22 protein-coding genes are annotated in these 26,171 nt (G+C 40.4%); 12 read left to right on the top strand and 10 right to left on the bottom strand.

The window, feature by feature from the left end; translation table 11 throughout:
• Window positions 1–47: 47 nt before the first annotated feature.
• A complete protein-coding gene (locus AB6T38_RS02185; RefSeq protein WP_372545681.1) occupies window positions 48–665 on the top strand; it encodes a CDP-alcohol phosphatidyltransferase family protein in 618 nt (205 codons plus the stop codon).
• On the opposite strand, the gene AB6T38_RS02180 is transcribed toward AB6T38_RS02185, so the two are convergent.
• Complete coding sequence (locus AB6T38_RS02180; protein WP_372545680.1) at window positions 662–1,471, bottom strand: sterol desaturase family protein; 810 nt, start codon at window positions 1,469–1,471, stop codon at window positions 662–664. The two genes, AB6T38_RS02185 and AB6T38_RS02180, sit on opposite strands and share 4 nt — an antisense overlap.
• Window positions 1,472–1,598: 127 nt before the next feature.
• On the opposite strand from AB6T38_RS02180, the gene AB6T38_RS02175 reads away from it, so the two are divergent.
• Together AB6T38_RS02175 and AB6T38_RS02170 are read left to right on the top strand one after the other, a co-directional pair.
• Window positions 1,599–2,306, top strand: coding sequence for a DUF1499 domain-containing protein (locus tag AB6T38_RS02175; RefSeq protein ID WP_372545679.1), 708 nt, complete (start codon window positions 1,599–1,601; stop codon window positions 2,304–2,306).
• 192 nt (window positions 2,307–2,498) lie between these two features.
• Window positions 2,499–5,666 (top strand): EAL domain-containing protein, encoded by a 3,168-nt coding sequence (locus AB6T38_RS02170; RefSeq protein ID WP_372545678.1) that lies wholly within the window; start codon window positions 2,499–2,501, stop codon window positions 5,664–5,666.
• A 6-nt stretch (window positions 5,667–5,672) separates the two neighbouring features.
• Here the strand turns inward: AB6T38_RS02170 and AB6T38_RS02165 are convergent, their stop codons facing one another.
• Window positions 5,673–6,365, bottom strand: coding sequence for a spermidine synthase (locus AB6T38_RS02165; RefSeq protein ID WP_372545676.1), 693 nt, complete (start codon window positions 6,363–6,365; stop codon window positions 5,673–5,675).
• Window positions 6,366–6,600: 235 nt separating this feature from the next.
• Between AB6T38_RS02165 and AB6T38_RS02160 the strand changes: the two genes are divergently transcribed.
• Window positions 6,601–7,716, top strand: coding sequence for a polysaccharide lyase family 7 protein (locus AB6T38_RS02160; protein WP_372545675.1), 1,116 nt, complete (start codon window positions 6,601–6,603; stop codon window positions 7,714–7,716).
• An 8-nt stretch (window positions 7,717–7,724) separates the two neighbouring features.
• Here the strand turns inward: AB6T38_RS02160 and AB6T38_RS02155 are convergent, their stop codons facing one another.
• Window positions 7,725–8,216 (bottom strand): helix-turn-helix transcriptional regulator, encoded by a 492-nt coding sequence (locus AB6T38_RS02155; protein WP_372545674.1) that lies wholly within the window; start codon window positions 8,214–8,216, stop codon window positions 7,725–7,727.
• A 208-nt stretch (window positions 8,217–8,424) separates the two neighbouring features.
• Here AB6T38_RS02155 and AB6T38_RS02150 point away from each other — a divergent pair, with 208 nt between their 5' ends.
• From AB6T38_RS02150 to AB6T38_RS02135, 4 genes are read left to right on the top strand one after another with little or no spacing between them, the layout of a single operon-like run.
• On the top strand, window positions 8,425–9,543 hold the full coding sequence (locus AB6T38_RS02150; protein WP_372545672.1) for a TolC family protein: 1,119 nt from the start codon (window positions 8,425–8,427) through the stop codon (window positions 9,541–9,543).
• Window positions 9,540–10,577, top strand: coding sequence for a hypothetical protein (locus AB6T38_RS02145; RefSeq protein ID WP_372545671.1), 1,038 nt, complete (start codon window positions 9,540–9,542; stop codon window positions 10,575–10,577). Before AB6T38_RS02150 ends, AB6T38_RS02145 begins: the two co-directional genes overlap by 4 nt.
• The gene (locus AB6T38_RS02140) at window positions 10,578–13,652 is read left to right on the top strand and encodes an efflux RND transporter permease subunit (protein ID WP_372545670.1); all 3,075 of its coding nucleotides are present in this window, start codon (window positions 10,578–10,580) and stop codon (window positions 13,650–13,652) included. It abuts the gene before it with no gap.
• On the top strand, window positions 13,636–13,947 hold the full coding sequence (locus tag AB6T38_RS02135) for a DUF3240 family protein (RefSeq protein ID WP_372545669.1): 312 nt from the start codon (window positions 13,636–13,638) through the stop codon (window positions 13,945–13,947). The genes AB6T38_RS02140 and AB6T38_RS02135 overlap by 17 nt, the downstream gene beginning before the upstream one ends.
• 46 nt (window positions 13,948–13,993) lie before the next feature.
• Here AB6T38_RS02135 and AB6T38_RS02130 read toward each other — a convergent pair whose 3' ends face one another.
• The 4 genes from AB6T38_RS02130 to AB6T38_RS02115 form a co-directional block, all read right to left on the bottom strand.
• Window positions 13,994–16,078, bottom strand: coding sequence for an EAL domain-containing protein (locus AB6T38_RS02130; RefSeq protein WP_372545668.1), 2,085 nt, complete (start codon window positions 16,076–16,078; stop codon window positions 13,994–13,996).
• Window positions 16,079–16,259: 181 nt separating this feature from the next.
• Window positions 16,260–18,032 (bottom strand): glycoside hydrolase family 9 protein, encoded by a 1,773-nt coding sequence (locus tag AB6T38_RS02125; protein ID WP_372545667.1) that lies wholly within the window; start codon window positions 18,030–18,032, stop codon window positions 16,260–16,262.
• 227 nt (window positions 18,033–18,259) lie between these two features.
• Window positions 18,260–18,931 carry an LrgB family protein gene (locus AB6T38_RS02120; protein WP_372545665.1) on the bottom strand — a complete coding sequence of 224 codons (672 nt, stop codon included), beginning with the start codon at window positions 18,929–18,931 and terminating at the stop codon, window positions 18,260–18,262.
• Window positions 18,931–19,296, bottom strand: a complete 366-nt coding sequence (locus AB6T38_RS02115) for a CidA/LrgA family protein (protein WP_372545664.1) — start codon at window positions 19,294–19,296, stop codon at window positions 18,931–18,933. The genes AB6T38_RS02120 and AB6T38_RS02115 overlap by 1 nt, the downstream gene beginning before the upstream one ends.
• Before the next feature lie 332 nt (window positions 19,297–19,628).
• Between AB6T38_RS02115 and AB6T38_RS02110 the strand changes: the two genes are divergently transcribed.
• A complete protein-coding gene (locus AB6T38_RS02110) occupies window positions 19,629–20,531 on the top strand; it encodes a LysR family transcriptional regulator (protein WP_372545663.1) in 903 nt (300 codons plus the stop codon).
• Between the two features lie 305 nt (window positions 20,532–20,836).
• Complete coding sequence (locus AB6T38_RS02105; protein ID WP_372545662.1) at window positions 20,837–21,436, top strand: Yip1 family protein; 600 nt, start codon at window positions 20,837–20,839, stop codon at window positions 21,434–21,436.
• An 86-nt stretch (window positions 21,437–21,522) separates the two neighbouring features.
• Here AB6T38_RS02105 and AB6T38_RS02100 read toward each other — a convergent pair whose 3' ends face one another.
• Window positions 21,523–22,128, bottom strand: coding sequence for a peroxiredoxin C (locus AB6T38_RS02100; protein ID WP_348493700.1), 606 nt, complete (start codon window positions 22,126–22,128; stop codon window positions 21,523–21,525).
• 278 nt (window positions 22,129–22,406) lie between these two features.
• On the opposite strand from AB6T38_RS02100, the gene AB6T38_RS02095 reads away from it, so the two are divergent.
• Window positions 22,407–22,601 (top strand): bacterioferritin-associated ferredoxin, encoded by a 195-nt coding sequence (locus AB6T38_RS02095; protein ID WP_348493698.1) that lies wholly within the window; start codon window positions 22,407–22,409, stop codon window positions 22,599–22,601.
• A 67-nt stretch (window positions 22,602–22,668) separates the two neighbouring features.
• Here AB6T38_RS02095 and AB6T38_RS02090 read toward each other — a convergent pair whose 3' ends face one another.
• Complete coding sequence (locus AB6T38_RS02090; protein WP_348493696.1) at window positions 22,669–23,010, bottom strand: Grx4 family monothiol glutaredoxin; 342 nt, start codon at window positions 23,008–23,010, stop codon at window positions 22,669–22,671.
• 338 nt (window positions 23,011–23,348) lie between these two features.
• On the opposite strand from AB6T38_RS02090, the gene AB6T38_RS02085 reads away from it, so the two are divergent.
• A complete protein-coding gene (locus tag AB6T38_RS02085) occupies window positions 23,349–23,930 on the top strand; it encodes a Fe-Mn family superoxide dismutase (RefSeq protein ID WP_348493694.1) in 582 nt (193 codons plus the stop codon).
• Window positions 23,931–24,117: 187 nt separating this feature from the next.
• Here the strand turns inward: AB6T38_RS02085 and AB6T38_RS02080 are convergent, their stop codons facing one another.
• Window positions 24,118–26,157: an FAD-dependent oxidoreductase gene (locus AB6T38_RS02080; protein WP_372545660.1), complete on the bottom strand. Its 2,040-nt coding sequence runs from the start codon at window positions 26,155–26,157 to the stop codon at window positions 24,118–24,120.
• Between the last annotated feature and the right edge of the window lie 14 nt (window positions 26,158–26,171).

The following is a 26,171-nucleotide window of genomic DNA, read 5'->3' as shown; positions in this document are numbered from 1 at the left end:
AATAGTGACTCGTCCACAAGCACAAACAATATTCAATAAGGTAAACTATGATTGACCCGCTATTAAATCGGCTTTTGAAGAAACCCCTTTGCAGCCTAGCTAAACAGTTGATAAAAAGAGGTGTTAACGCTGATACTGTGACCTTTGTGGGTTTCGTTATTGGTATGCTAGCCATACCTGCAATCATATTTGGACACTATTTTTTGGCACTGTGCCTAATTTTGTTAAATCGATTAGGAGATGGGTTAGACGGTGCCATTGCCCGCGAAACAACGCCATCAGATGCCGGCGGTTTTCTGGATATCACTTTAGACTTTATCTTTTACTCTGCCATTGTATTTGCATTTATCTGTGCCAATCCTGTAGAAAATGCTGTTGCTGGCAGCTTTCTTATGCTGTCGTTTATGGCCACCGGTGGTAGCTTTTTAGCCTTTGCTATTATGGCAAGCAAACATGGTATCGACAGCCCCAACTACCCACAAAAAAGCTTGCATTATATGGGTGGTTTGGCGGAAGGTTTTGAAACCATTTTAGTCTTATGTCTATTTTGTTTGTTGCCGAATCACTTTGTACTCATCGCCAGTGTGTTTGCAGTGATATGTTGGTTAACTGCAATCATCCGCATTTGGGTTGGTTACCGCACGCTTCTGGCCACCAAAGACTAATGGTTATTGTTACTGGGTTTATCACCAAATGGCATTAATAACACAGTGCTAATCCCGGTATTGCTAGCCTCATCTGTATATTCCTTTAATCCCAACACCAGTCCATCGTCCCCTGCCTTAGCTTGTTTAGTATAACTGTTAAAAAGGCGATCCCAAATGGACAAACAAAAACCATAGTTACTATCGGTCTCTTTTACTACTTGACTGTGATGAATACGATGCATGGCTTGAGTAACGATAAGTTTGCGTAACGGCCACTCTAACCAATTGGGTAGTTTAATATTACTGTGATTAAAAATAGCGCTGGCATTGAGCAGTATTTCGAATATAAGAATAGCCTCCACCGGTATACCAAGTATCAATATCCCCAACGCTTTAACCAATAAACTTAAAGCGATTTCAATGGGGTGGAAACGTAGACCAGTGGAAGCGTCGAGATGAGGATCGGCATGATGAACTTTATGCAACCGCCACAAAATGGGCACACGATGAAAAACACGGTGCTGCCAATAAATTAAGCAGTCGAGCATGACCACAGATAAGAAAATAGCCAACCATTCTGGCAGCGCTAGGATATTCAATAATCCAAAGTGAAGATTATTTGCGTAAATAGCGACCACAGCCAAACCTGCTGGAACCATTAAACGGCCAACCAGAGCACCACAAAAAACCAGAAAGAAGTTGCTAAGCCACCTTTTCCAGCGAGGCACAGGAGAAACCCTATTGGGCAATAACGCCTCCCATACCATCATCACTATCAATACTGTTAAAAAGCTACCTATTCGTAACCATGCTTCATTTTGCATATAATGTTAATACCACTTAAAAACTGATTGAAAAACAAAGGTTAAAACAATTACTGACCATACTTACTTGTTCATATATGATAAGCCGATAAACCAACAATAATACAATAAGTTCGGAGTTCACATTATGAAGACCTTGGTTAACCTCATTAGCTTTCTTGCTATTTTACTTGTTGCCCTACCTGGCCCTCTATATAAATTTGGAATTTTAGAGTTAGGCCCCGCATTCACAGCCCTACGTTACGGTGTTTTCGCCGGTATTGGCGCTATTGTGCTGATTCTAATTCAAGTGATCTTTTTACGGAAAAATATTAGCTGGGCGAATGTTGCAATATCCGCAATTTTTGCATTAGTGGCTGTAGGCTTACCCCTTAGTATTATGAGCAAAGCAAAGTCAGTCCCTCCTATTCATGACATTTCAACTGATCTTACTAATCCACCTAAATTTATCGCCATTGCCCCCCTGCGTGCCGATGCACCTAATCCAGTTGAGTATGCAGGTGAAGAAACTGCTAAACAACAGAAAGAAGCTTACCCACAACTAACCTCTCAAAAATACTCTGAGCTTTCTTCGCAGATCTTTTCTGCAACAGAGGCTGCAATAAAAGAATTGGGCTGGGAACTCGTCAATGCAGACAAGTCATTAGGTATAATTGAAGCTACGGATACTACCGCTTGGTTTGGCTTCAAAGATGATGTGGTAGTGCGAATTGTCACCTCTGGTGCGAACACTATTGTTGATATACGCAGTAAATCCCGTGTAGGAAGAAGTGACCTTGGCAAAAATGCTGAGCGGATCCAGCAACTCTTTACTACAATCAATAATAATCTATAACTGTACGCTGCCTCACAGTTTTACCTCGGCAAAAACTATGAGGCTTTTTCTATTTAGCTAAATTGAGCTGCGAATGACATTTAGCCAAGTTCCGAGAAATTGTATTTTCCCTGTTATGCTCTTTAATTCAATGCTTACCGCCTTTGAATTCTAACGTTTTAGTTACTTTATTTAGGATTTAATGATTCAGAAATGAGACGATTTTTAAAATCTATTCACTCGAGATTGGTCTTGCTCATTTGTTTAGTTGCGTTACCAGGCGCACTAACTGTGGTTTACATGTCGGTCATAGAGCGTGACCATGCGATTAAAGAAGCACAGGAAGAAGCCCTTAAAACCACCGAGATAACAACTACATTTCAATCTCTGCTAGTTAAACGAACTGAAAACTTTTTAAAGAACCTAGCTACTTTTGATGCGGTTTTAACGCCAGAATCTCCAGACTGCAGCGCTCTTTTGGCTGATATTATAAAAATTAAAGATATCTACATAAATATTGGTGTACCTAAAGCCAATGGTGACTTAATTTGTAACGCCCACCCTAACTTCCTCGACGAAACGATAAACGTCGCAGACCGTCCTTATATTCAACAAGCTATATCAACAAGGCAATTTTCCATAGGGGAATATCAAATAGATCGGGCGGCAAATGTAGCCAGTATAAACTTCGCCTATCCAATTTTTGATCCAGTAAATAATGAACTAGTCAGTATCGCCGTCGCAGTGCTGTCTCTTGATTGGTGGAGTAAGCAACTTTCTGAGTCTCGACTTCCCACAAATTCAATTGCTTTCATTACAGATCGAGAAGACAAAATCATTGCTGTTTTTCCTAACAATCCCGATTTATTAGGAACGAAACTATCGATGATTCAGCCAGGTTTATACCACTATCATTCAGCATCAGAACTCGATAACCAATCACGCGTATACATAAAAAAGCCATTGTTCACCGATAGTCAACTTGTGAATATTATAGTGGGCATTCCTTTTCAAGAAGAGCTTGACGCTATCAATTCGCGTTTAATTTTAACGGGTCTAACGTTACTTTTTATCATATTTGCAATGATTATTATCGCTAGTTTAGGGATTCAAAAAACCTTAGTTACCCCCTTAAGAAACCTTATACAATCAACTAAAGATCTAGAACAAGGAAAAGATATTAAAACTTTGCCCCTTCAAGGTGCATCTGAATTGGTAGCATTACAACGAAGCTTTAGTGTGATGGCCAAAACACGCTTAGATGCCGAAAGAAAACTATTTAACAGTCAAAAGTTACTATTAAAAAGTGAAAATGAATTTTCTGAACACATTAAAAAAACACCGCTCGGTTGCATTTCATGGGATAAAAACCTCATTTGTACTAAGTGGAATAAATCTGCCGAAAGAATTTTTGGTTACAAGGCTCATGAAGCAATCGGTAAACATGCTTCTGACCTTATTTTACTCCCTGAATTACAAGAAGAACTGTGGAATATTTATCAGTTACTGTTAACCCAAAAAGGGGGGGAAAATAATACTAATAAGAATCTCACCAAAGCCGGGGATATCATTACGTGTGAATGGCACAGTACACCCATTCTGGATCAGCATGGTAGTGTTATAGGCGTGACGTCTCTGGTTCAAAATGTGACCAAAGACAAGCAAAATGAGGAACAACTCAAATTAGCAGCCAGTGTATTCTCCCATGCCCGAGAAGGCATCATCATTACAGATACTAAAGGCGATATAATTGATGTAAACCAAACTTTCGTCAATATTACCGGTTATTCAAAAAAAGAAGTTTTAGGAAAGAACCCTAGTATTTTGAAGTCTGATCGCCAGTCTGATGATTTTTATCAAAAGCTCTGGCTATCTATTTCTAAACATGGCTTTTGGTGCGGAGAAATATGGAATAAACGCAAGAACAATGAAATTTACGCACAGCTGCTAACCATAAGTGCAGTTAACGATGAAAATGGTAATGTTAAGAACTATGTGGCTATTTTTACTGACATTTCGGAGTTTAAAGAGCAGCAACTTAAGCTTGAACATATGGCGCACTACGATGTTTTGACAGACCTTCCAAACCGTACATTGTTAGCAGACCGTTTAAGAATCGCCATATCTCATAGTAAACGCAATGAAAAACTATTAGCGGTAGTATTTTTAGATTTGGATGGATTTAAAGAGATTAATGATTCCCACGGGCATAGCCTAGGGGATGAGCTACTGGTTATTATTGCTTCTCGTTTGAAAGAAACGATACGTGAGTGCGATACCCTATCCCGTTTCGGTGGCGATGAATTTGTGGCTGTGTTAGCCGATCTGCAGACACAACACGATTTTTCCCCCATAGTTAATCGCATGTTGAAAGCGGCTTCTGTGCCTGTAACCATTGATAACCTTACTCTCAAAGTTTCTGCAAGTATTGGGGTTACCTTGTACCCTGCAGACCAGACAGATGCGGATCAACTTATTCGTCATGCTGACCAAGCTATGTACTTAGCTAAACAAAAGGGTAAAAACTGCTACCATCTTTTTGATATTAAATCTGAAGATGCGATTAAAGTTCGTAACCAAACCTTATTCAATATCAAAAATGCTTTAAACAAGGGCGAATTTGTCCTGTTTTACCAACCTAAAGTCAATATGCAAACAGGGGAAGTTGTTGGTGCAGAGGCTTTGATTCGATGGCAACATCCACAGCGTGGTTTGTTATCTCCTGCGGAGTTTTTGCCCTTCATAGAGAACCATCAACTTAGTATTGAGGTGGGAGAATGGGTAATTGAAGAAGCATTGCAACAAATAGGCAAATGGCAAAAAAACAACCTTATGATTCCCATAAGCGTGAATGTGGGTGCATTGCAAATTCAACAACGTAATTTTGCCGACCGACTAAAAGCTCTCCTTATGGCTTACCCTGAAATTTCCCCAAGTTATTTGCAACTTGAAGTACTCGAGACCAGTGCTTTAGGTGACTTGCTTGATGCATCCGAAACAATGAAAAAGTGTATAAAGTTAGGTATTAGTTTTGCCATAGACGATTTTGGGACGGGTTACTCATCATTAACCTATTTAAGAAGACTACCTGCTAGCTTAATCAAAATAGACCAAATATTTATTCGAGACATGTTAATTAATCCAGAAGACAGAGCCATAGTAGCTGGCATAGTTGCTCTTGCAAAATCCTTCAATCGAAAAGTCATAGCTGAAGGCGTAGAGACCATTGAGCATGGTATTACTCTACTGCAACTGGGTTGCGAACTCGCTCAAGGTTACGGTATAGCGCGTCCTATGCCTGCACAGGACATAATCGAGTGGTCAGCTAACTGGAGAACAGAACAAGTCTGGAAAACATGGTCGGATGATAAGCAAGATTAACATCATTTATAAATATGATGATGGAGTGTTTTTTCTAGCCAAAAATATACTGTGCTGAGTTCCTTTTCTTTTTTGCGAGCTAACCTCACGTGTATCCACGTCAAAGCCAGCATCTTTTAGACGCACGCTAAATAAATAATCAGGTCCTGCGGACCAAACAGCCAACATACCTTTAGGTCTTAATACCTGATAAATATCCTTAAGTCCCTGCTCAGAATAAATCCAATTATTATCACCATGGGTAAGACCTTTTGGACCGTTATCAACATCCAATAAAATCGCATCAAATGTTGGTTTATTTGTAGACAATAGTAACTTTACATCGCCGACAATAACCCGTGCACGGGGATCATCAAGTGGCCGCTTTGCACATTCACCCAACGCTCCTTGATTCCAAGTAACCACTTCTGGAACTAGCTCTGCCACAGAAACTTGAGCACTTTGGTTAACGACCTTTAAGGTTTCAGCTAAGGTGTAACCCATGCCTAAACCACCTACTAGAACATGAGCATTATCAGCGTCTTTTATGTAAGCGCAACCCAACTTAGCAAGTTCTTTTTCTGAATTAAAAACGCGACTATTCATTAATTCGCCGCGTTTACCCGTTAATCGGATAGAAAACTCTTTCCCTCGTTGAGAAAGTGTCATTTCGCCACCATTGGGAATCGTAGCCGTATCTAATCGGACCCAGGAGTTCATAAAATACCTATGAAAAAATAACCAAAACAACCTCACAGATTAACATATTTTTGAGTCACTCAGTACAAGGAAAGTATTTATAAACAATTTATCGAATCCTGTTATTTGCCGATAGCAGCAATGGCGCTTTATATTAAATCGCAATTTATAAAGGCCTTGTCCAATTGATTAAGTGTTTAGCGTAAATTTGGTTACAATAGTAATTAAGTTAATTTAAAGTTTTACAGAGATCAGCATGAATAAATTGCGAATTAAGAAAATTACCCAAGCAAGCGCTTTAGTATTTTTATCAATATCCTGCGTAATCGCGTGTTCCAGCACCGGCTTGAAGGATCTATCTAACCACTCCCTTTCATCCTATGAGAAAGTCCCCGCCACTAAATTTGATCTATCTAACTGGAGTATTACTGTGCCTGTGGATATGGACATTAATGGCAAAATTGATGAGATCGATGTTGCTGAAATCCAGAGCTATATGCACCCTAACTTTTTCTTTTTAGATGAAAACGGCGGTATGGTTTTCGCCACTCCCAACAAAGCAATTACAACCGCATCATCAAGTAATACACGCAGTGAATTACGCCAAACCTTCCGTGGTATGAATAAAAAAATAAAAACCAAAGCACCGGGTAATAATTTTGCTTTAGCTGCGCACCCTTTAGCTTCCGAATTTGCCTCAATTGGCAGCAAAATAGATGCAACCTTGAAAGTAGACCATGTGGCCTTACGAGCGAAAAACCCTAACACGCCTGCCGCTTACTCAGTGGTGGTGGGACAAATTCATGCAACTAAAGATGACAAAGTCATTTCCAAAAACCAAGGCTTTGGTTGGGGCAACGAACCCATAAAAATTTATTTTAAAAAGTGGCCAAACCATCAAACAGGCTCAGTTTTTTGGAATTATGAACGCAACCTCCCTAAAACAGATCCTGACCGCACAGATATTGCGTACCCAGTGTGGGGAAACACATGGGAGAATCCTAATGAACCAGGAGATGCGGGTATCGCTTTAGGTGAAGAATTTAGTTACCGCATAAATGTGTACGAAAACACTATGTATTTGACGTTTAGCGCAAAAGGCAAAGATGATGTGAAATACCAAATAAACCTAGCCAACAATGTTGATGCTTATGGTAAGGTTGATAAAAAAGATAATCCACTAGGGTATGCTGGCGACGCCCATTACTTTAAAGCCGGGGCCTACAATCAATGCAGCACTAAAGACCAAGCAGACAGCCTATGGTATGCAGGATGTTTAGGGACGGGAGATTGGGAAGCTGACAAGAGTAATGGCGACTATACGCAAGTTACCTTTAGTCAATTAACCCTAAGTTCACCAGCGGTGGAATAACACATCTATCAATTGAGAAAATCTTCTAAAAACCACGCCGACAACTCATGTCGGCCATGTAAGTTACTTTTCTGATATAAACTTGAAGCTTGCTGTCTGACAGTGGCTTCTTTTGTTTCTCTGACAGAGGCAATTTCTTTCAAACTTAACCCTTTTAAAATCAATATCGCAACCTGTTGTTCACCCAAGGTCAAATTCCAGTCGTTAAATTGAGCTTGTATTACTTGGCCATAATGTTTGCGTTCGCTTTCCATTTCGCCACTAAGGCTCTGAATTTGCAAATTTGCATCTTTAAGTTTGGTGGCTAAACGATTTAATGAGCGTGAGCGCGAGCGTAAATCATGGATAAGCAATAAAGCGGCAAAGGCTGACACAATAACAATTATTGTTTCCCCTAAAACATGCCAAAGTGGCACATTTAGATTGATGTCGACAAACACATCCATGGCATTGAGTACCATGATAGTAATTAGCACCAAGATGATAATTCTATCTTTCATTTACCCTCCAATTATTTAAATTTTACCCCTAACTCGACTCTATCGAACATATGTTCGATGCCCTGTCCTACATGTGTTTATTGTTAAATAGCCTACTGATATCAATAATATAGTTACTGACTTCAAAAGTGAGCTGCACAATTCAATGTATTATCTACCAACACTCCCAAAATTCCTTTTATCATTGCTACTTTTATGGCCTTCATGGGTGGTTGCTACACAATTAACCCTCAATGATGTTTTAGATGCCGCGCTAGAAGTTCACCAACGAGACAACAAACAAAATTCATCAGAAATCACTATTCAACAACCTACAGATTCTTGGTTGGCTAGCCCCCCGAGTGTGGGACTTTTATATATGCACAACCAGCAAAATCTCGGCAGCAAAGAAACCGAACTCAGTTTGAATCTAGCCATAAAGTCCCGATTACAAACTGAAATCGATCAGCAATTACAAAGCTCAGTACCGATAATTCAACAACAAGCTTTATTTTTATCAGGACTGATCAGGTTTATTATTTGGGAATATAAACTGCAGTATGTTTACGCTAAACAAGCGCAGCAAAAACTGACTGTTTTAAATAAATTACTTTCCCATTATACGCAACTAGAGGAAGCTGGGAACACCCCCGCCTATCTGACCTTGCTGATCCAACAAGAAAGCATACAGGTTCAACTTTCCTTATTAACGCACCAAAATCAAACCCAAAGGTTATTGGCTCAATATACGGCACTAACTGGATTGAAAACCCTGCCAGAAAAGACTACCGAGACGCTCTACAATGAACATGCAGAAGCGATTAACTTGCACCCTGATATTCAGGCGCTAGATGCGACTTGGCAAGCAAACATTGCACAAATTAATGCAGCGTCCAACCATGCTAAACCTTGGAATCTATCGCTATTTGCCAAACACAATGAAACTGCAGGTATTAGCGACAATCAATTAGGGGTAGGACTAGATATACCTCTTTCAATTGGAAACAACTTTACACCTGCTCAGTATAACCAGTTAATGCTTTTGCAATCTCAATATGCGCTAGAACGAAATCGTTTACAACAACAAATTCAACAAGCTATCAGTAATGCTAAAGCTCAATTGGAACTGAGCGAGGCACGAGAAAGCTTACTTAAGAAATCGTTACTGTTAACTCAGAAGTTGCAGCCCACCTTAGATAGGTTGCTTAAAGCCAATACAACAGAGCAAGAGTGGATCTTAAGACGAACCTTAGAAATTGTAGAAATCCAAGGTCAATACGCCATTAACCAAATTAACTTAGCCAAAAATATAGCCACACTTAATCAAGCAGCAGGAAAATCCTTATGAAAGGTTTCGCAAAATCTATTTTTATAGCCACCAGTTTAATGGCCATCACTTCCGTTTCGGCACAACAGCTGAGGCTTGATATAACAGATCTTAAAGATTTAGCGTTGCTTACAAAACAAGTAGAAGCTGTTAACGAATATGCTGGGCGAGCGACTTTAGGTGAAGTGTTGGAATTACCCGGTGAAGGTTACACAATTCGCTCACCGTTAACGGCTCAGCAGGTTCATTTTCTACACCCGGTAGGCACAACACTCAATGTCGGTGAGAATTTTGTGGAATTAAGCGGACCAGAAGTGCATCACTATTTTAGCCAGTATCAGCTCAAAAAGTCATTATTTGACCTCAGCAAACAACAATATCAAAAGAATAAAGCATTGTTTGCCCAGACATCTATCTCACAACAAGTCTGGTTAGACATCAGTAAAGCCTATTTTGCAGCCAAGCTCGAATATGACGAAATGCAGCACTTTTTTGAATTGGTGGCGGGCTTTGATGAAGAATCAGAAACCTTAACTTTAAAAACCCCCATTCACGGCGCTGTGCATTACACTCACTTTGCATCATTAACCGAAGGTGACGTTATTGCCCGAGCCATTCCCTTGGAAAGTATCAGGTTGAGCTTTAATATACCTCATGATCAAGCCGCTAATCTGGCTTATTTAACCACTCCATCTCCTCAATGTACGCTAAATATAAGCGCCGTCGAAAGTGTTACAACACAGCTGTCCACTAAGGTCTGGAGTGAACCTTTAACAGCTCAGTGCCCTTACAATTTAGGACAGAGCTTATCAGTCACGCCATTTTTTAAACAACAGGCCTACTTGGTGCCTAAACAGTCGGTTTTTTCCATGAACGGTGCCCAGTTTGTGTTTGTAAAATCCGCAGATCAATTACAGCCCGTTAAGATCACCCTCACCAGTAGCCGTGGTCAAAACTATACGGTCACCAGTGAAACGTCTCTAATCAATAGCGCGATACTCATCAGCTCCGTTAGCGCCGCTCAGGGTATGTTGTTAGGTTTGGGGAGTGAATAAATGTTAGCTAAGTTGATACGCTTATCCCTTACCCAACGGGTGTTCATTTTATTATTGGCCATCGGGGTAATGATAACAGGCGTGCTCTCGTGGATGAATATTCCCATCGACGCCTTTCCTGATATTTCCCCCACACAGGTTAAAGTCATTTTAAAAGCGCCAGGGATGACAGCCGAAGAAATTGAAGCTCAAGTTACCCTGCCCCTTGAAACGGAGTTATTGGGGATCCCAAACCAACAAATTCTGCGCTCAACTACCAAATATGCGATTACCGACATTACCCTTGATTTTATCGAGGGCACCGACATTTACTGGGCCAGACAACAAGTCGCGGAGCGCTTAAACAATATTTTAAGCACACTGCCCGCAGGCCTTGAAGGTGGTATTGCGCCAATGAGCACTCCCTTGAGTGAAATGTTCATGTTTTCATTAGAAAACCCCAAGCTAAGCTTGCTAGAACGTAGGCAAATACTCGAATGGGAGGTCCGGCCGTTACTTAGAACCATAGATGGGGTTGCCGATGTTAATATTTTAGGTGGCTTCGCAAAAACCTATCAGATCACGCCTGACCCCGTAAAACTGTCAGCCATAGGTTTATCTTTCACCCAATTGGCCGAGCACATTCAGGCAACTAATCTAAATGGTAATATTGGTCGTTTGGATATAGGTAACGATGCGCTCATTATTCGTGGTGAGGGACGGGTTGAAAGCATAGAGCAAATTCGAGATATGCAAATCAAATCCAGTGGGCAACACAGCATACATTTGTCGGATGTGGCAGACGTCAGTGTCGGTCACTTAACCCGTTATGGCTCCGTTACCCGCAATGGTGAAGAAACCACAGAGGCCATTGTTATTTCACTGAAGAATGCCAATACCGCCCAGGTAATTGAAGGGGTAACAGAGAAACTAAAACAGATTGAAAAGACCTTACCTAAAGGTTCGCAAATTAATGTTTTTTATAACCGTAAAAATTTAATCGACACCGCCATAGGCACCATTCAAGAAGCGTTGTTGATTGCGGTAATTCTGGTCATTATTGTATTAACTCTATTTTTAGGGAATATTCGAGCAGCCCTGGTTGTGTCAATGATACTGCCCCTTTCAGCATTGAGTACATTTTGGTTAATGGACAGCGTGAATATGTCCGCCAACTTAATGAGTTTAGGCGGTCTTGTTATTGCTATCGGCATGCTAGTTGATGCATCGGTGGTAGTGGTAGAAAACGTGGTTAACCAACTCAGTAAGAAAACCCCATTACCGAAATTGCACCTAATATTTCGAGCCTGTAAAGATGTGGCTGTGCCTGTAGTTTCCGGCACCGTTATAGTCATCATCGTATTTTCACCGCTGCTCACATTGACCGGTCTGGAAGGAAAGCTATTTACACCCGTGGCGATGACAATTGTATTTGCCATGTTTTGTGCACTGCTGCTGTCATTAACCGTTATTCCTGCATTGGCTTCAGTCTTAATAAAACAACATGACGCCAAAGACCCTCGTTTTCTTAGCGCTTTAAAAAGTACTTATAGTCGCACCTTGTCCAAGGTATTAGCCCGCCCTACTTGGCTGATCATCGGCATACTGATTGCCCTGGGTATTAGTGGGGTTCAGTTTGTTTATTTAGGTAAAACCTTTATGCCAGTATTGGATGAAGGCGATATTATTGTACAGCTTGAAAAAACACCGAACATCACTTTAAAGGCGTCTACTGCACTGGATATTCAAATTCAAAATGCATTGCTTGAACAGATACCTGAAATTAATCAAATTGTTGCTCGTGTTGGTGCCGACGAAATTGGCTTAGATCCCATGAGCCTCAACGAGACCGATATATTTATGGAGTTAACACCGCCATCACAATGGCGATTTAGTACCAAGTCAGAATTAGTGGATGCCATTCGGGAAGTATTAAAGCAGTTTCCAGGCATTAACTTTGGTTTCACTCAACCAATTCAAATGCGAGTTTCAGAAATGCTCACCGGCAGCACTGGCGATGTGACCATTAAGGTATTTGGCCAGGATCTAACCGAGTTGGCGCATTTGGCCTCTCGTATCACCGAAATAACCAGAGCCACCACAGGCAGTGTTGATGTCAATACGGCAGTGACCGAAGGAGGAGAGTTTTTAAATATTCGCCTCAAACCAGAAGTTGCTAAACGTTATGGAATGAATATAACTGAACTGTCTAACTATTTACGTTCACAATTTGAAACCGTGGCGATCTCCGAAATAATTCAAGGCAAACGCAAAACCCCGGTTGTATTTGCCACATCGGCCAATACCGCACTGCGTCCTGGGACCTTAGATGAAATTAAAAACAATTTGATTTTATTACCGGATGCCACTTTAGTGCCTTTATATGAAGTTGCGGATATAAACTTTAAACAAGGACCGGTTTTGGTTGAGCGAGAAAACAGCAACCGCTTTTCCGTGGTCACCACCAATGTCACCGGCCGTGATATCGTGGGATTTGTTGAAGAATTAAAACAAACCCTTGCCAACAACTTAGCATTACCATCCGGCTACGTGCTTAGCTTTGGTGGTGAATTCGAAAATCAACAACGGGCGACCAACAACCTGATGATGGTTGTCCCCATCTCACTGTTGCTGATATTAATCATTTTATTCACTACCTTTGGTTCATTACAAAAATCGGCTCTTATTTTAGTGAATGTCCCGTTTGCGGTCATGGGTGGTATTTTCGCCTTATTTATTAGTGGTCAATATTTGTCGGTACCGGCATCTGTAGGGTTTATCGCCCTACTGGGGATCTCAGTATTAAATGGTGTGGTAATGGTAAGCTATTTTGAGCAAACCAAAATGGAAATCCGTGATGTCCTCATCCGCACAATTGATGGTGCAACACGTCGTTTAAGACCGGTGCTAATGACTGCGATGACCGCCATGTTCGGCCTTGCACCTTTAGTATTTGCTTCTGGCCCCGGAGCAGAAATTCAAAAACCTCTGGCTATTGTAGTGATTGGTGGTTTATTTACCTCTACATTGACCACTTTATACTTATTGCCTGTGCTGTATAATTGGATGGAGAATCGAAATGCAAGAAAACAATAACTTTCAATTACTTATAGCCATAGTACCAGAACAACTAAAGGATAAATTAGTCGATAGATTAATCGGTCAAGAGACATTATCAGGCTTTAGTTTAAGTAAAATTCAAGGCTATAGTACTGAACATCATCAATATAACATTCAAGAACAAGTAGAAGGGTATCGAGATTTTTATCGATTTGAACTTTTGCACGATTCAACTCATTACCAAGATTTATTGGCACATATCAGAACCATCAGTCCCCACAACAACATTCGATTTTGGTGCGTGCCGGTAATTGAGCATGGACTGCTATAAACTTTAGCTGCAATACACTGGCATTTACAAAGAATACCCAAGTAACTTAAAGTAGGTGTTGTTCAGGTGAAAACGCTAATAGTTGGTTTGGGGGTAAAGGTTTACTAAAATAAAACCCCTGAACCAAGTCACATCCTAAGCTTTTCAAAATAGTGAATTGCTGTTCAGTTTCAACCCCTTCGGCAACCACTGTTAATTCGAGGCTATTTGCCATTGCTATGGTCGCTTTAACTAAATCACAATCTGATTTGTTTGTTGTTATCCCTTGAATAAAACTGCGATCTATTTTGAGCACGTTAAAGGGATATTGGCGTAAGTAACTTAAAGAAGAATAGCCGGTACCGAAATCGTCTTGTGATAAAGTGATCCCTAAAGCACTGATCTCTGCCAAAGACTTATGAATATATGATTGACCATTCATCAATACCCCTTCAGTAATTTCAAGCTCTAAAAAGTCGGCACTAACGTTTGTTTGCACTAAGCTTTTTTGTAAATTCGCAACTAAACTCTGATCTCTAAATTGACAAGGAGACAAATTAATCGCCATTGTATATGGCTCTTTGTCCCTACTTTGCCAATGCTTTAAAAAGCTCAAAGCTTGATTAATTACAAATTCACCTAAGGTGATGATTAACCCAGTATGTTCTGCAATGGGAATAAACTCATTTGGACTAACTTTACCCAATGATGGATTGTTCCACCTCAGTAAGGCCTCGGCACCTACAACGGAATGAGTTTGCAGAGAAAATTTAGGTTGGTAATAAACTTCAAATTCGCCACGTTCTAAGGCTGAGTGCATTTGCTCTTCAATCTCAAAGCGACGTTGCATAACTTGATTCATGTCGCTGGTAAAAAATGAGAAAGTATTCCGTCCTTGTGCTTTAGCTTGGTACATAGCAGTATCGGCATTTCGCAATAAATCAGAGGCACTGCTACCGTTTTCGGGATATATGGCTATGCCCAAACTCAAAGTAAGCATTAACTCTCTACCGGCTATTTTAAACGGATTTCTAAATATTTTTAGTAAGTTCTCAGCAATGACTAAAACATCATTATGATCGGCGAAACCTTTCATCAAAACGATAAATTCGTCGCCCCCTAAACGCCCGACGGTATCCTCTTTACGTACAACCTGAGTTAATCGTTGTGCTGCCTTTACTAGTAATTTGTCGCCTATTTCATGGCCTAAAGAATCGTTAACCTTTTTAAAATCATCTAGATCAATGAAAATCACCACAGCTTTTTGATTATTTCTTTTAGCCTCGATTAATATTTGCGAAAGACGATCAAGGGCTAGAAAGCGATTTGGTAGCAAGGTTAGGCTGTCATAGTAGGCTTGGTGACGAATCAACTCAGCTGATTTATATTGCTCTGTAATATTCCTCACAATTACCATTATCTGTTTATATTCAGATAGGTATGCCATCCTTGCTTCAAAATATAAAATACCTTTGGGCATGGTGAGATCGTACTCAAAGCTAATTAATTCACGTTGTTCAATCACTTTTTCAATGTGTGTTTGGAATTTGCTGGTAACTTCTTCAGGTAAAACCTCTTGCATATTTTTACCAATAAATTGCTGAGGAGAAACATAGAGGTTTTCTTGTTTACTTGCGTGGTAATCAATAATTTTCCCATCTGTTTCCATCAAGAAAAACAAATCAGGAATAGCTTCAAAGATAGTTTCCAACATATGTTCTTTGAATAACGCTTGGGCTTCTGCTTTTCTGACATCCGTGAGATCAATATCAATACAATACATTTGTTTATTACCGTATTGATTAACGAACATCACATGACTTGAAAAAACCGATACATCAGCTCCGCTTTTATGCCGCATGATAATTTCGGCAGCGGGGATCTCTACACCTTGAATGAGCCAGTTTGCGTGGGCCTTAATCACCCCCTCTCGCATAGGAGCAGGAATAATCAAATCTTCTAGCTTTTGCCCTGTTGCTTCTTGTTTAGAATATCCATACAGCTTCTCACTGCCCTCATTCCAATAAATGACTCTACGGTGATCATCATACCCTTGCACAGATATCACTTTAACCGCATCAAATAATTGGTGAAGGGGATCATTGAGCTCATATTGATGAGACAATGTTTTTTCTATTTTCCTTGAACTCATTGTTCGAATATTCCAAGTTGATTAGCTTAGATTCAAATATTGACCCTGTAATTTTTAAAAGAGACTAGTAAATACTTAATAGTAGAACTAAATAGTCAAATTAACAGTACGATATTATTGTCTTTAAGCCAAAACTTTTGATATTCAATTGTTCAAAGTTGAAAACTCCCCTTTAACCAAACTAGGGTTTGTCAGCTTGTTCCTGTGCAAGAACACTACCTAACACGTAAACCAATGGGGCATTCCAATTAATTGTTACTTCATTGGTTGAGTAGCTACACCAATCATCTAAATAACTACTTGCGGCATAGTTTTGAGCATACTTACAGTTATCTTGTTGGCCGGGTTGCGGGCCACCAACAAGCATACCAGGTAATGGTTTATCTATCTGATCACCCGCTGAAATGCGATGATGAGGGTGCTGCGGCGTGAGCTCACCGAATCCGGTCAAAAATGAATATCCTGTAGGGTTGCGTCCCAATACGAAATTCAAGTTACCTAAGGCTACCTGTCGATACTTTTCTTGCCCCGTTAAGTGAAATGCATGCAATAACATTATCGCTTTATTCAAGACAACGGCATTACTTCCCCACACGAAATCCTCTGAATTCATAGCAACACCATAACCATTGGCTTGGTATATTTGAATGCTAGCATCGGCATAGGCAATAAGTTGAGTTTGAATCTCGCTATATTCATTATCGGCTAACAATTGCTGGCCTTCTCTAATAAGGCTAAAATACCCTAGCGCTGCTACATTAGCCCAGTCGGGTTCTTTTAAAGACTGGCGGTATTGTTTGAATGGCAGCAAGTAACTGCGATCTTCTGTGGCCAAAAATAACTCAGCTCCAGCCCAAGCAAATTCATCAGAAAAATCACTGTCCCCGTATTCACCACTACTCACATCTGATGGTTGCTGGTAAACATAATTTGGATTTGCAATAGCCCAATTCCAAGCCTTTTTAGCACTCGCTAACCACGTATCCAATTGCTGGGGATTATCAGAAAATAACGGACGCAATATTCGACTAGCCGCTGCTAGGGTGGCCGCATAATCTAACGCCGCAGATGTAGATAAGCCTATAACATAACGATCGGCAGTATCAGCATCAGGCATATCTTTACCTGGCCATTGTAAGGTAGTGAGTTTATGATAAACCGCCCCGTCATCATTCTGCATGGTATGTAACCACTCTAGATTCCATATAAGCTCATCCACAATATCAGGAAGCCCATTATTGGACTCGGGAATGCCGACAGATAGGTTGCTATAAAACTCAGGATTATCCGCATAGGCCGCTAACAAGGTATATGTGGATATGCTGGCGTTTACTGTGTATTTACCGTAATCACCAGCGTCATACCACCCCTTCGGGGAACTGATGGTGCTTAGAGCAGGTTGACTAGCACTGGCCGCTGAAGGGTGGACAATAACTTGAGTATCAGGATGCCCAGCTGGGCGCTTAAATTTACCAGCATAGGCTTCTGTTAGGGCCATACCTGCACGATTGAAATAGTAATATTTTAGCGCCGCTTTATGAGCGCGCCGATTTGCATCGCTATCAATATATATCGGGCCAGACTTCCCTATTCCTTCAACCGTTAATACATAGTTACCAGGAACAGTAAACGCTGAAAAGTCAGCAAATTTAAATTCATTCGGACCTTGGGCTGGCCAACCTCGACTTTCACTCAATGTACCTTCAAACACGGTCTCACCGGCACTATTTTGCAAACGGAAAGCCGTTTCTTTTGTAGCAGGGATAATTGCGCCTTTTTCGCCAGTGGCAAAATAACCTAATTGATTGATGTGAATAGTCTGCTTAGCTGGTTGCGAAACAGTAAGGTTGGTTGACTCAGTATTGATGTTGGCGCCATTACACCCCATTAAAACGCAAGTTGTAACACCATAGAATAAACTGGACAAGTAGACTTTTCGATATTGATTAAACATTTAGACACCTTATAAATGGGCTTTTGAACACATTCACAATGAAGATAAATATCATCGGAATCGTTTCAATATATAAAACAAAAGGAAAGCCTAAACCTAAATCAATATTATCCTAGCTTCCCGTAAACACGCCCTAAAGGATGCAGTATTAACATCATTTTAACCAGCGTACTTTTTTATTTTTTCATCTTTTGGGATTTCGAAAATCCGTTTTTATAAACAAAAAATTACAACCAGATAAAAAATTGATACGCCAAGGGCGCAAGCAATGATGAAAATATCGCCGCAATGATTAATGCTACCGAACTAAATGCAGTATCTTGAGAAGAGTGCTTTACTGTAGCCGAAGTGCCAATGGCATGAGAAAGGCTACCCACGATAATGCCGCGATGGACAGCGTCATGCACACCTAAAAGTTTAAAGATTGGGTAAAACAAAATTGCTCCGGTTAATCCAGCAAACAAGCCTAGCACAATCACGATGGAGGTTTGACCGTTTAAACTGCCGCTGATCTCTAGGGCGATGGGAGTTGTGATCGATTTAACTAAAAGAGATGCCAATAGTGGAGCGGGTGCATTTAACAACCAAGCCACCAAACCTGTGAATAAAATGGCCAGAGAACAACTTGCCAAACATGACAGCAAAATTAATTTCATGTTGCTGCGAATTTGCGGCAATTGCTCGTACAACGGATAAGCAAATGCTACCACTGCGGCCTGCATAAAGTAATTTATCCATTTGGTTTGAGCGTAATAGGTTTCAAAGGGAACATCCAACAATAAAAGAATGCCGATGATGGTAAACATACCGACTATTAAGGAATTTAGAAAAGGGATCTTGATTCGACTGAGTAAATACACCGCAAGTAAATAAACCACTAAGGTCAGCGCTATCCACATTATTGCTGTTCCTTTGCCTTGAGTTGTTTAAACACTAAACTCAATATTACTGCGACTACAATATTTGAAAGTATTGTGCCAGCCAAAAACAATGCCATTTGTTGATACATCAAATCAAAGTAGTTCATAAAACCGACTGCGATAGGAATAAAAAATAACAGCATATGTCTAAGCATTAGTTTTGCTCCATCTTCCATCAATCGGGTCGGAATAATGCCCGCAGATAAACAGAGAAATAACAACAACATGCCAATGATACTGCCTGGCAGTGGGATGCCCGACAAAGTCTGGATAGTTATGCCTGTCCACAAAAACGAAAAGATGATTGCGATGGAAAAGGAAATCTTGATAATCGTACGTAACACGCTGACTTCATGCCATTTACTAGTAGGTTTATCAATAATACCAGATAGTCAGCTCAATTAAGCGGTTAAGAGCTAAATTTAATGCGACTGAAATACCCTAAAAAAGATACTCATAGTTAAGTTAGCAAAATTAATTCAAATAAGTTCTCTATAAATGGTAATTGGCAAACGTTTACATTGCCTAAAGTTCGCCAAGACTCGCAGCCTATAACCTTTCCAAAACGTTTTTTAGCATTTCAAATACATGAATAAAAGTGCTAAATTACCCTAATTTTATGAATTATATTCACCTTAATTTTTATAGAACTCAATTATAAGAGTAAAGCCAAAATATGTTAGACCGTAGCCACCTCACTATTATCAAAGCGGTATCAGAGACTGGAACTGTTACCCGGGCTGCCGAGCAACTTTGTTTAACTCAGTCGGCTCTTAGCCATGCTATCAAAAAAATTGAGCTCCATTATCAAGTGCAAATTTGGCAAAAAGAAGGACGTAAACTTCGTCTCACTCAAGCCGGACACCAGATGCTTAATTTAGCCAACCGACTGCTACCCCAATTTGACTACGCTGAACAGCAACTGCAACAGATATCTCAAGGCAAAAAAGGCATATTACGGATTGGTATGGAGTGCCACCCTTGTTATCAATGGCTATTGAAAACCGTCAAACCATTTCTGGCCCAATGTGAGGGAGTGGATGTAGATGTAAGGCAAAAATTTCAGTTTGGAGGTTTAAGCGCTTTATTAGGTTATGAAATAGATTTATTGATCACACCTGACCCTTTATTTCACCAAAATGTGCTCTATACACCGGTGTTTGATTACGAACATGCGCTAGTGGTTTCCGGACAGTCTCCCCTAGCTAAATTGAAACACCTTAGCCCCAATGATTTAAGCGAACAAACTTTAATTACCTATCCGGTGGAAGCTAGCCGTTTAGATATTTTTAGCCACTTTTTAACCCCTGCGGGTGCAAGCGTTAAACAACATAAAATTATTGAGAATACTGAGATTATGCTGCAGATGGTTGCTGCAAACCGCGGAGTGGCAGCACTACCACGCTGGTTGATTGAAGAGTACCAACAGCAAATGGATATAAAACCGATATCATTAGTTAACCCAACCGCCCCAAATGGTATTCAAAAATCCATTCACTTAGGCATACGAGAAAATGAAACAGCACCAGACTACCTCAATACATTTATGGCGTTATCTAAACAAGTTAAAGTGGCCTAGTAGCTAAATTGACGCCATGTTAAGTATTTATAAATAGTCGTTGCACTAATCCGCTGGGATTTGCACAACCTTACCTATAGAAACCTGATTAACTCCCTTCCGCTTTTGAAGATCTAGTCCATTTTTAAACCCGTAGCTCTTAAATATTCCTGTCTAAAAACCATGGAAATCGATTATTTGCAGTAAAAGTAAACAAATAAGTTGACGAAAAATCGTTTGTAAAAGAAACTACCGTTAACAAGTTGTTACTTATTAGTTACTTTAAAATTAACAGCAGTTCAAAAAGCCATCAAAGGAGTCATATCTTGGTACTAAATCACTTATGGGGTATTTATACTCACCCAAAAGAAGAATGGCATGCTATTGACGAAAAACATGAAAGCTATTTCTACAGTTTTAGTCACATCTGCATCATTTCACTTATTCCCGCTATTTTAAGTTATTACTCTTCCTACCATTTAGGTTGGAGTATTGGTGTTGGAGAAGTTATTAAACTAGATCAAATGTCAGCAGCATCTTTAGGTATAGGCATGTATTTCGGTTTAATTGCGGGCGTTATTGCTCTTGCGATTATTATTTATGAACTTGCTAAAGTATTCGATTCAAACCCGAGTTATACGCAATCGTTAGAATTAGCGGCCTATACAGCTACCCCCTTATTTATGTGTGGTTTTGCTGCATTTTACCCTGCACTTTGGTTTGTAATGGTAGTGGCCTTTGTTGGCATTTCTTACTCTATTTACCTATTGTACTCAGGTGTGCCCATTATGTTGCACATTCCTGAAGATAAAGGCTTTATATATTCAAGTGCCGTTGTTACGGGCGGTCTTATTCTATTAGTGGTGCTTATGGTTAGTTCAGTTCTGCTATGGAGTGTCATCGGTGATCCGGTATTCACTCATTAGGGTTTAAAGAACTCAAAAAAAACCGCGCCACTTTGCAAGTGACGCGGTTTTTTATTTTTTGTTGCTTACACAACGACTAGCGTTAATTAAAGGCCGTCAGAGTTCTCTGACAAATACTTAGCAACACCTTCTGGTGACGCATCCATACCTTTCTCACCTTCTTGCCAACCAGCAGGACAAACTTCACCATGCTCTTCGTGGAAGTTCAATGCATCAACCATACGCAACATTTCATCAACGTTACGCCCTAGTGGTAAATCGTTAACTACTTGGTGACGTACGTTACCTTCAGCATCGATTAAGAAAGAACCACGGAAAGCTACGCCTGCATCAGGATGTTCAACATCATATGCTTGGCAAATTTCGTGCTTAGTATCAGCAACCAAAGTATATTTAACTGGACCAATACCACCTTCATTTACTGGGGTATTACGCCATGCGTTGTGGCTGAATTGTGAATCAATTGAAACACCAATGACTTCAACACCACGCTTAGTAAACTCTTCATAACGTTTATCAAACGCAATCAACTCAGACGGGCATACAAAAGTGAAATCTAAAGGATAGAAAAAGATAACTGCTTTTTTACCTTTAATATTTTCGCTAAGGGTAAAACTATCAACAATCTCTCCGCTTCCAAGAACTGCTGCTGCAGTGAAATCTGGTGCTGGACGACCAACTAGTACACTCATTTTTTTCTCCATTTATTAGTAAAAGCATTTATAAACGCAAATGCATCTTCGTTTAACGATTTAAAAAAGCTGATAAGCTCAATATAAGACTAGAATAATAAAACCCAAGGAAAACGAACAACTTTTTTTACTTAAATTTGCAAAAAAGTACATTCCCTATCAAATCACAGTTTAAGACTTTAAATTAAAGACAATGTACAACAAATAATCAAAAAAGCACTTGTAAATGATACAAATAACAACTATTATCATTTGCATAAAGATTGAGGTGTGATTTTATGTACGTTTGTTTATGCCACGGCATCACTGATAAAGCTATTGCAAAAGCTGTCCGCGAAGATGGTGTTGGTAGCACTCGCGAATTGCGCACCAAGTTAGGTGTGGGTAGTCAATGTGGACGTTGTATTCAAATGGCTCAGGATATTATCGACACCACAATCATCGACGAAAGTTTATTTAAAGAAGTTAGTTAAGTTAGCTAATTTCATTTACAAAAAAAGGAGCATATTGCTCCTTTTTTGTTTCTAAGAAGCGAAAACCTTAGTCTTCTTTACCTTCTTCAGCATTTTTTTCTGCAGTTTCTTTAATCAACGGCTGTAACTCACCCTGTTGAAACATTTCCATGATGATGTCACATCCACCAACTAACTCACCGTCAACCCATAACTGTGGGAATGTTGGCCAATCTGCATATTTAGGTAATTCAGCACGGATATCTGGATTTTGCAGAATATCAACATACGCAAATTGCTCACCACAAGACATTAGAGCTTGAGATGCTTGTGAAGAAAAACCGCAACTTGGCAGTTTAGGTGACCCTTTCATATACAATAAAATTGGGTTTTCATTAATTTGTTGTTTGATTTTCTCTACAGTGTCCATTTTACCACTCTCTACATATAAGTTAGTTTGAATATGGGTGTTAGTTTACCTGTTTCAAGCTCTCCTTTCCAAAAGGTTTGCTAATTTATAAAGATTTGTCACAATCATCAGTAATACTTGCATAAGTGCAAATTCATAAATAATCTAACGACTTCGTAAAAAGTATTTGTATTTCGGGTTGATAATTAGCATCTTATCCCCAGATCATTATTTATAAATCATATAATTATAATAGAGTGCTGAGCTTTTATTGAAGCTTTACATTCTAGAAATTCACGCTAGCATTTAGCCTGGCAGTAATTTAATAAACGCTAAGCTCACAATATTGGAGAATTTACATGGCTTTTGAACTACCCCCGTTACCTTATGAAAGAAACGCTCTAGAACCGCATATTTCCTCTGAAACCCTTGATTACCACTATGGTAAGCACCACGCGACTTACGTAACTAAGTTGAATGGTTTAGTTGAAGGTACAGCAATGGCTGATATGTCTTTGGAAGATGTGGTTAAGCAATCAGACGGCGGTGTATTTAACAATGCTGCGCAAATCTGGAACCACACTTTTTACTGGAACAGCCTAAGTCCAAATGGCGGCGGCGAACCAACTGGTGCACTAGCTGATGCAATTACTGCTAAATGGGGCTCCTTTGACGACTTCAAAGCAGCGTTCAATGATAAAGCAGTTAATAACTTCGGTTCTAGCTGGACATGGTTAGTGAAAACTGCTGATGGCAGCCTAGATATTGTCAATACTAGCAACGCAGGTACGCCAATCACTGAAGAAGGTGTAACACCGCTAATCACTGTAGATTTGTGGGAACACGCTTACTACATCGATTACCGTAACGTACGTCCTAACTACCTAGGTGGTTTTTGGGCATTAGTTAACTGGGATTTCGCGGCATCTAATTTCGCTTAATTCGACGTTAAAACGTTAATACAAAAAAACCAGTCATTTGACTGGTTTTTTTGTATATGCCGATAATTTCCGCGGGGCTAAAGCACCCGCCTATGAATGACAATCAAGCTCCCCCTGTAGCATGGCCTTTAGGCCATGGACACACAAGGTAAATCCCCAACGATTTCCGCGGGGCTAAAGCACCCGCCTACAAAGTGGCAGCTAATCGGGTACCTTGGTCGATTGCGCGTTTTGCGTCTAACTCGGCCGCGACATCTGCACCGCCAATTAGGTGATAAGGTTTATTCAGACCATCAGCCAATTCACGCAAGGGATCTTGGCCGGCACAAATAATCACGTTATCCACATCTAAAACTTGCACTTCATCGTTTACTTTGATGTGTAAACCCTGGTCGTCAATCTTCAGGTATTCTACACCAGCAACCATTTTTACGCCTTTGGCTAATAGCCCAGCACGATGAGCCCACCCTGTGGTTTTGCCTAAATTAGCGCCAACTTTGGTAGTCTTACGTTGCAACAAGTAGATTTCTCTGCCAGAGGCGCTAGGCTGAGGTTTTACACCTTCAACACCGGCTCGTGCACTTAGGGTCATATCAATCCCCCACTCTTTCATAAAGGCAGGGATATTTAGGCTAGTAGACTCACCTTCATGGGCTAAATACTCAGAGACATCAAAACCGATACCACCTGCACCAATCACCGCCACTGAATGTCCCACAGGCTTTTTATCGCGGATTACATCTAAGTAACTTAATACTTTGGGATGCTCAACTCCCGGAATTGCCGGAGTTCTTGGTTTAATGCCAGTGGCAATAAGTACTTCGTCAAAATCCCCACTGTTAAGCAATTGGGCATCAACTCGTGTGTTAAGTTTCACATCTACATGATGCAGTTCTAACTGTTTTGCAAAATAACGAAGAGTTTCAAAGAACTCTTCTTTGCCTGGAATTTGTTTAGCAATATTAAATTGCCCACCAATTTCACAAGCACTATCAAACAAGGTCACTTTATGACCTCGCTGGGCAAGGGAAACGGCAGCTGCCAAACCTGCTGGACCAGCGCCAACCACAGCCATTTTCTTAATGACGTCGGCAGCTTCAATATTGAGTTCAGTTTCGTGACAAGCTCTGGGGTTAACTAAACAACTCGTATCTTTACCCTCAAACACATGATCTAAACAGGCTTGGTTACAGCCAATACAAGTATTAATTTCATCGGCGCGATCCTCCATGGCTTTGACTACGAATTCGGCATCAGCAAGGAAAGGTCTAGCCATGGACACCATATCCGCATCGCCACGAGCCAACACCTCTTCAGCAACCTCTGGGGTATTAATTCGATTTGAGGTGATCACCGGAATATTCAACGCTTTTCGGAATTTAGCCGTCACCCAGGTAAAGGCTGCACGAGGAACTTTGGTGGCAATAGTAGGAATACGCGCTTCATGCCAGCCAATCCCTGTGTTAATGATGGTTGCACCGGCTTTTTCAACCTCAAGACCCAATTCCACCACTTCATTGTAAGTTGAACCACCTTCCACTAGGTCAAGCATGGATAAACGGTAAATAATAATAAAGTGCTCACCCACCGCTTCTCTCACACGTCGAACGACTTCAATGGGAAGACGAATTCGGTTCTGATACTCCCCCCCCCATTTATCATCACGCTTATTGGTGCGACTGGCGATAAACTGATTTAAGAAATACCCTTCAGAGCCCATGATTTCAACACCGTCATAACCGGCTTTTTGTGCTTGTTTGGCTGTAAATACAAAATCGTCGATTTGCTGTTGAATCCCCTCTTCATCCAGAGGCTTAGGTTTGAAGGGGTTTATTGGCGCTTGAATGGCTGAAGGCGCTACCAACTTAGGATTATAGGCGTAGCGACCAGTATGCAAAATTTGCATGCATATCTTACCGCCTTCTGCATGCACAGCATCTGTTATGAATTTGTGCTCAGCGATACGTTGCTCACTATCGAGCAAATTCGTTTTTGCATGGGTTGCACCGACTTCATTAGGTCCAAAACCACCGGTAACAATCAGACCAACGCCACCTTTGGCGCGCTCTTTGAAAAACGCGGCCATACGCAAATGGCCATTCTCAACCTCTTCGAGGCCCGTATGCATTGACCCCATGATGACTCGGTTACGAATAGAAGTGAAACCTAAATCAAGTGGGCGAAACAAATTTGGATAGGGTGTACTAACTTTTAAATCTGCAGTCATTCTTTTGGTCCTGT

This window comes from Aliiglaciecola sp. SL4 (genome assembly GCF_041538045.1).
Lineage (GTDB): Bacteria > Pseudomonadota > Gammaproteobacteria > Enterobacterales > Alteromonadaceae > Aliiglaciecola.
Note: the sequence above shows the minus strand (reverse complement) of the source record. Positions and strands in the feature narration are given on the sequence as shown.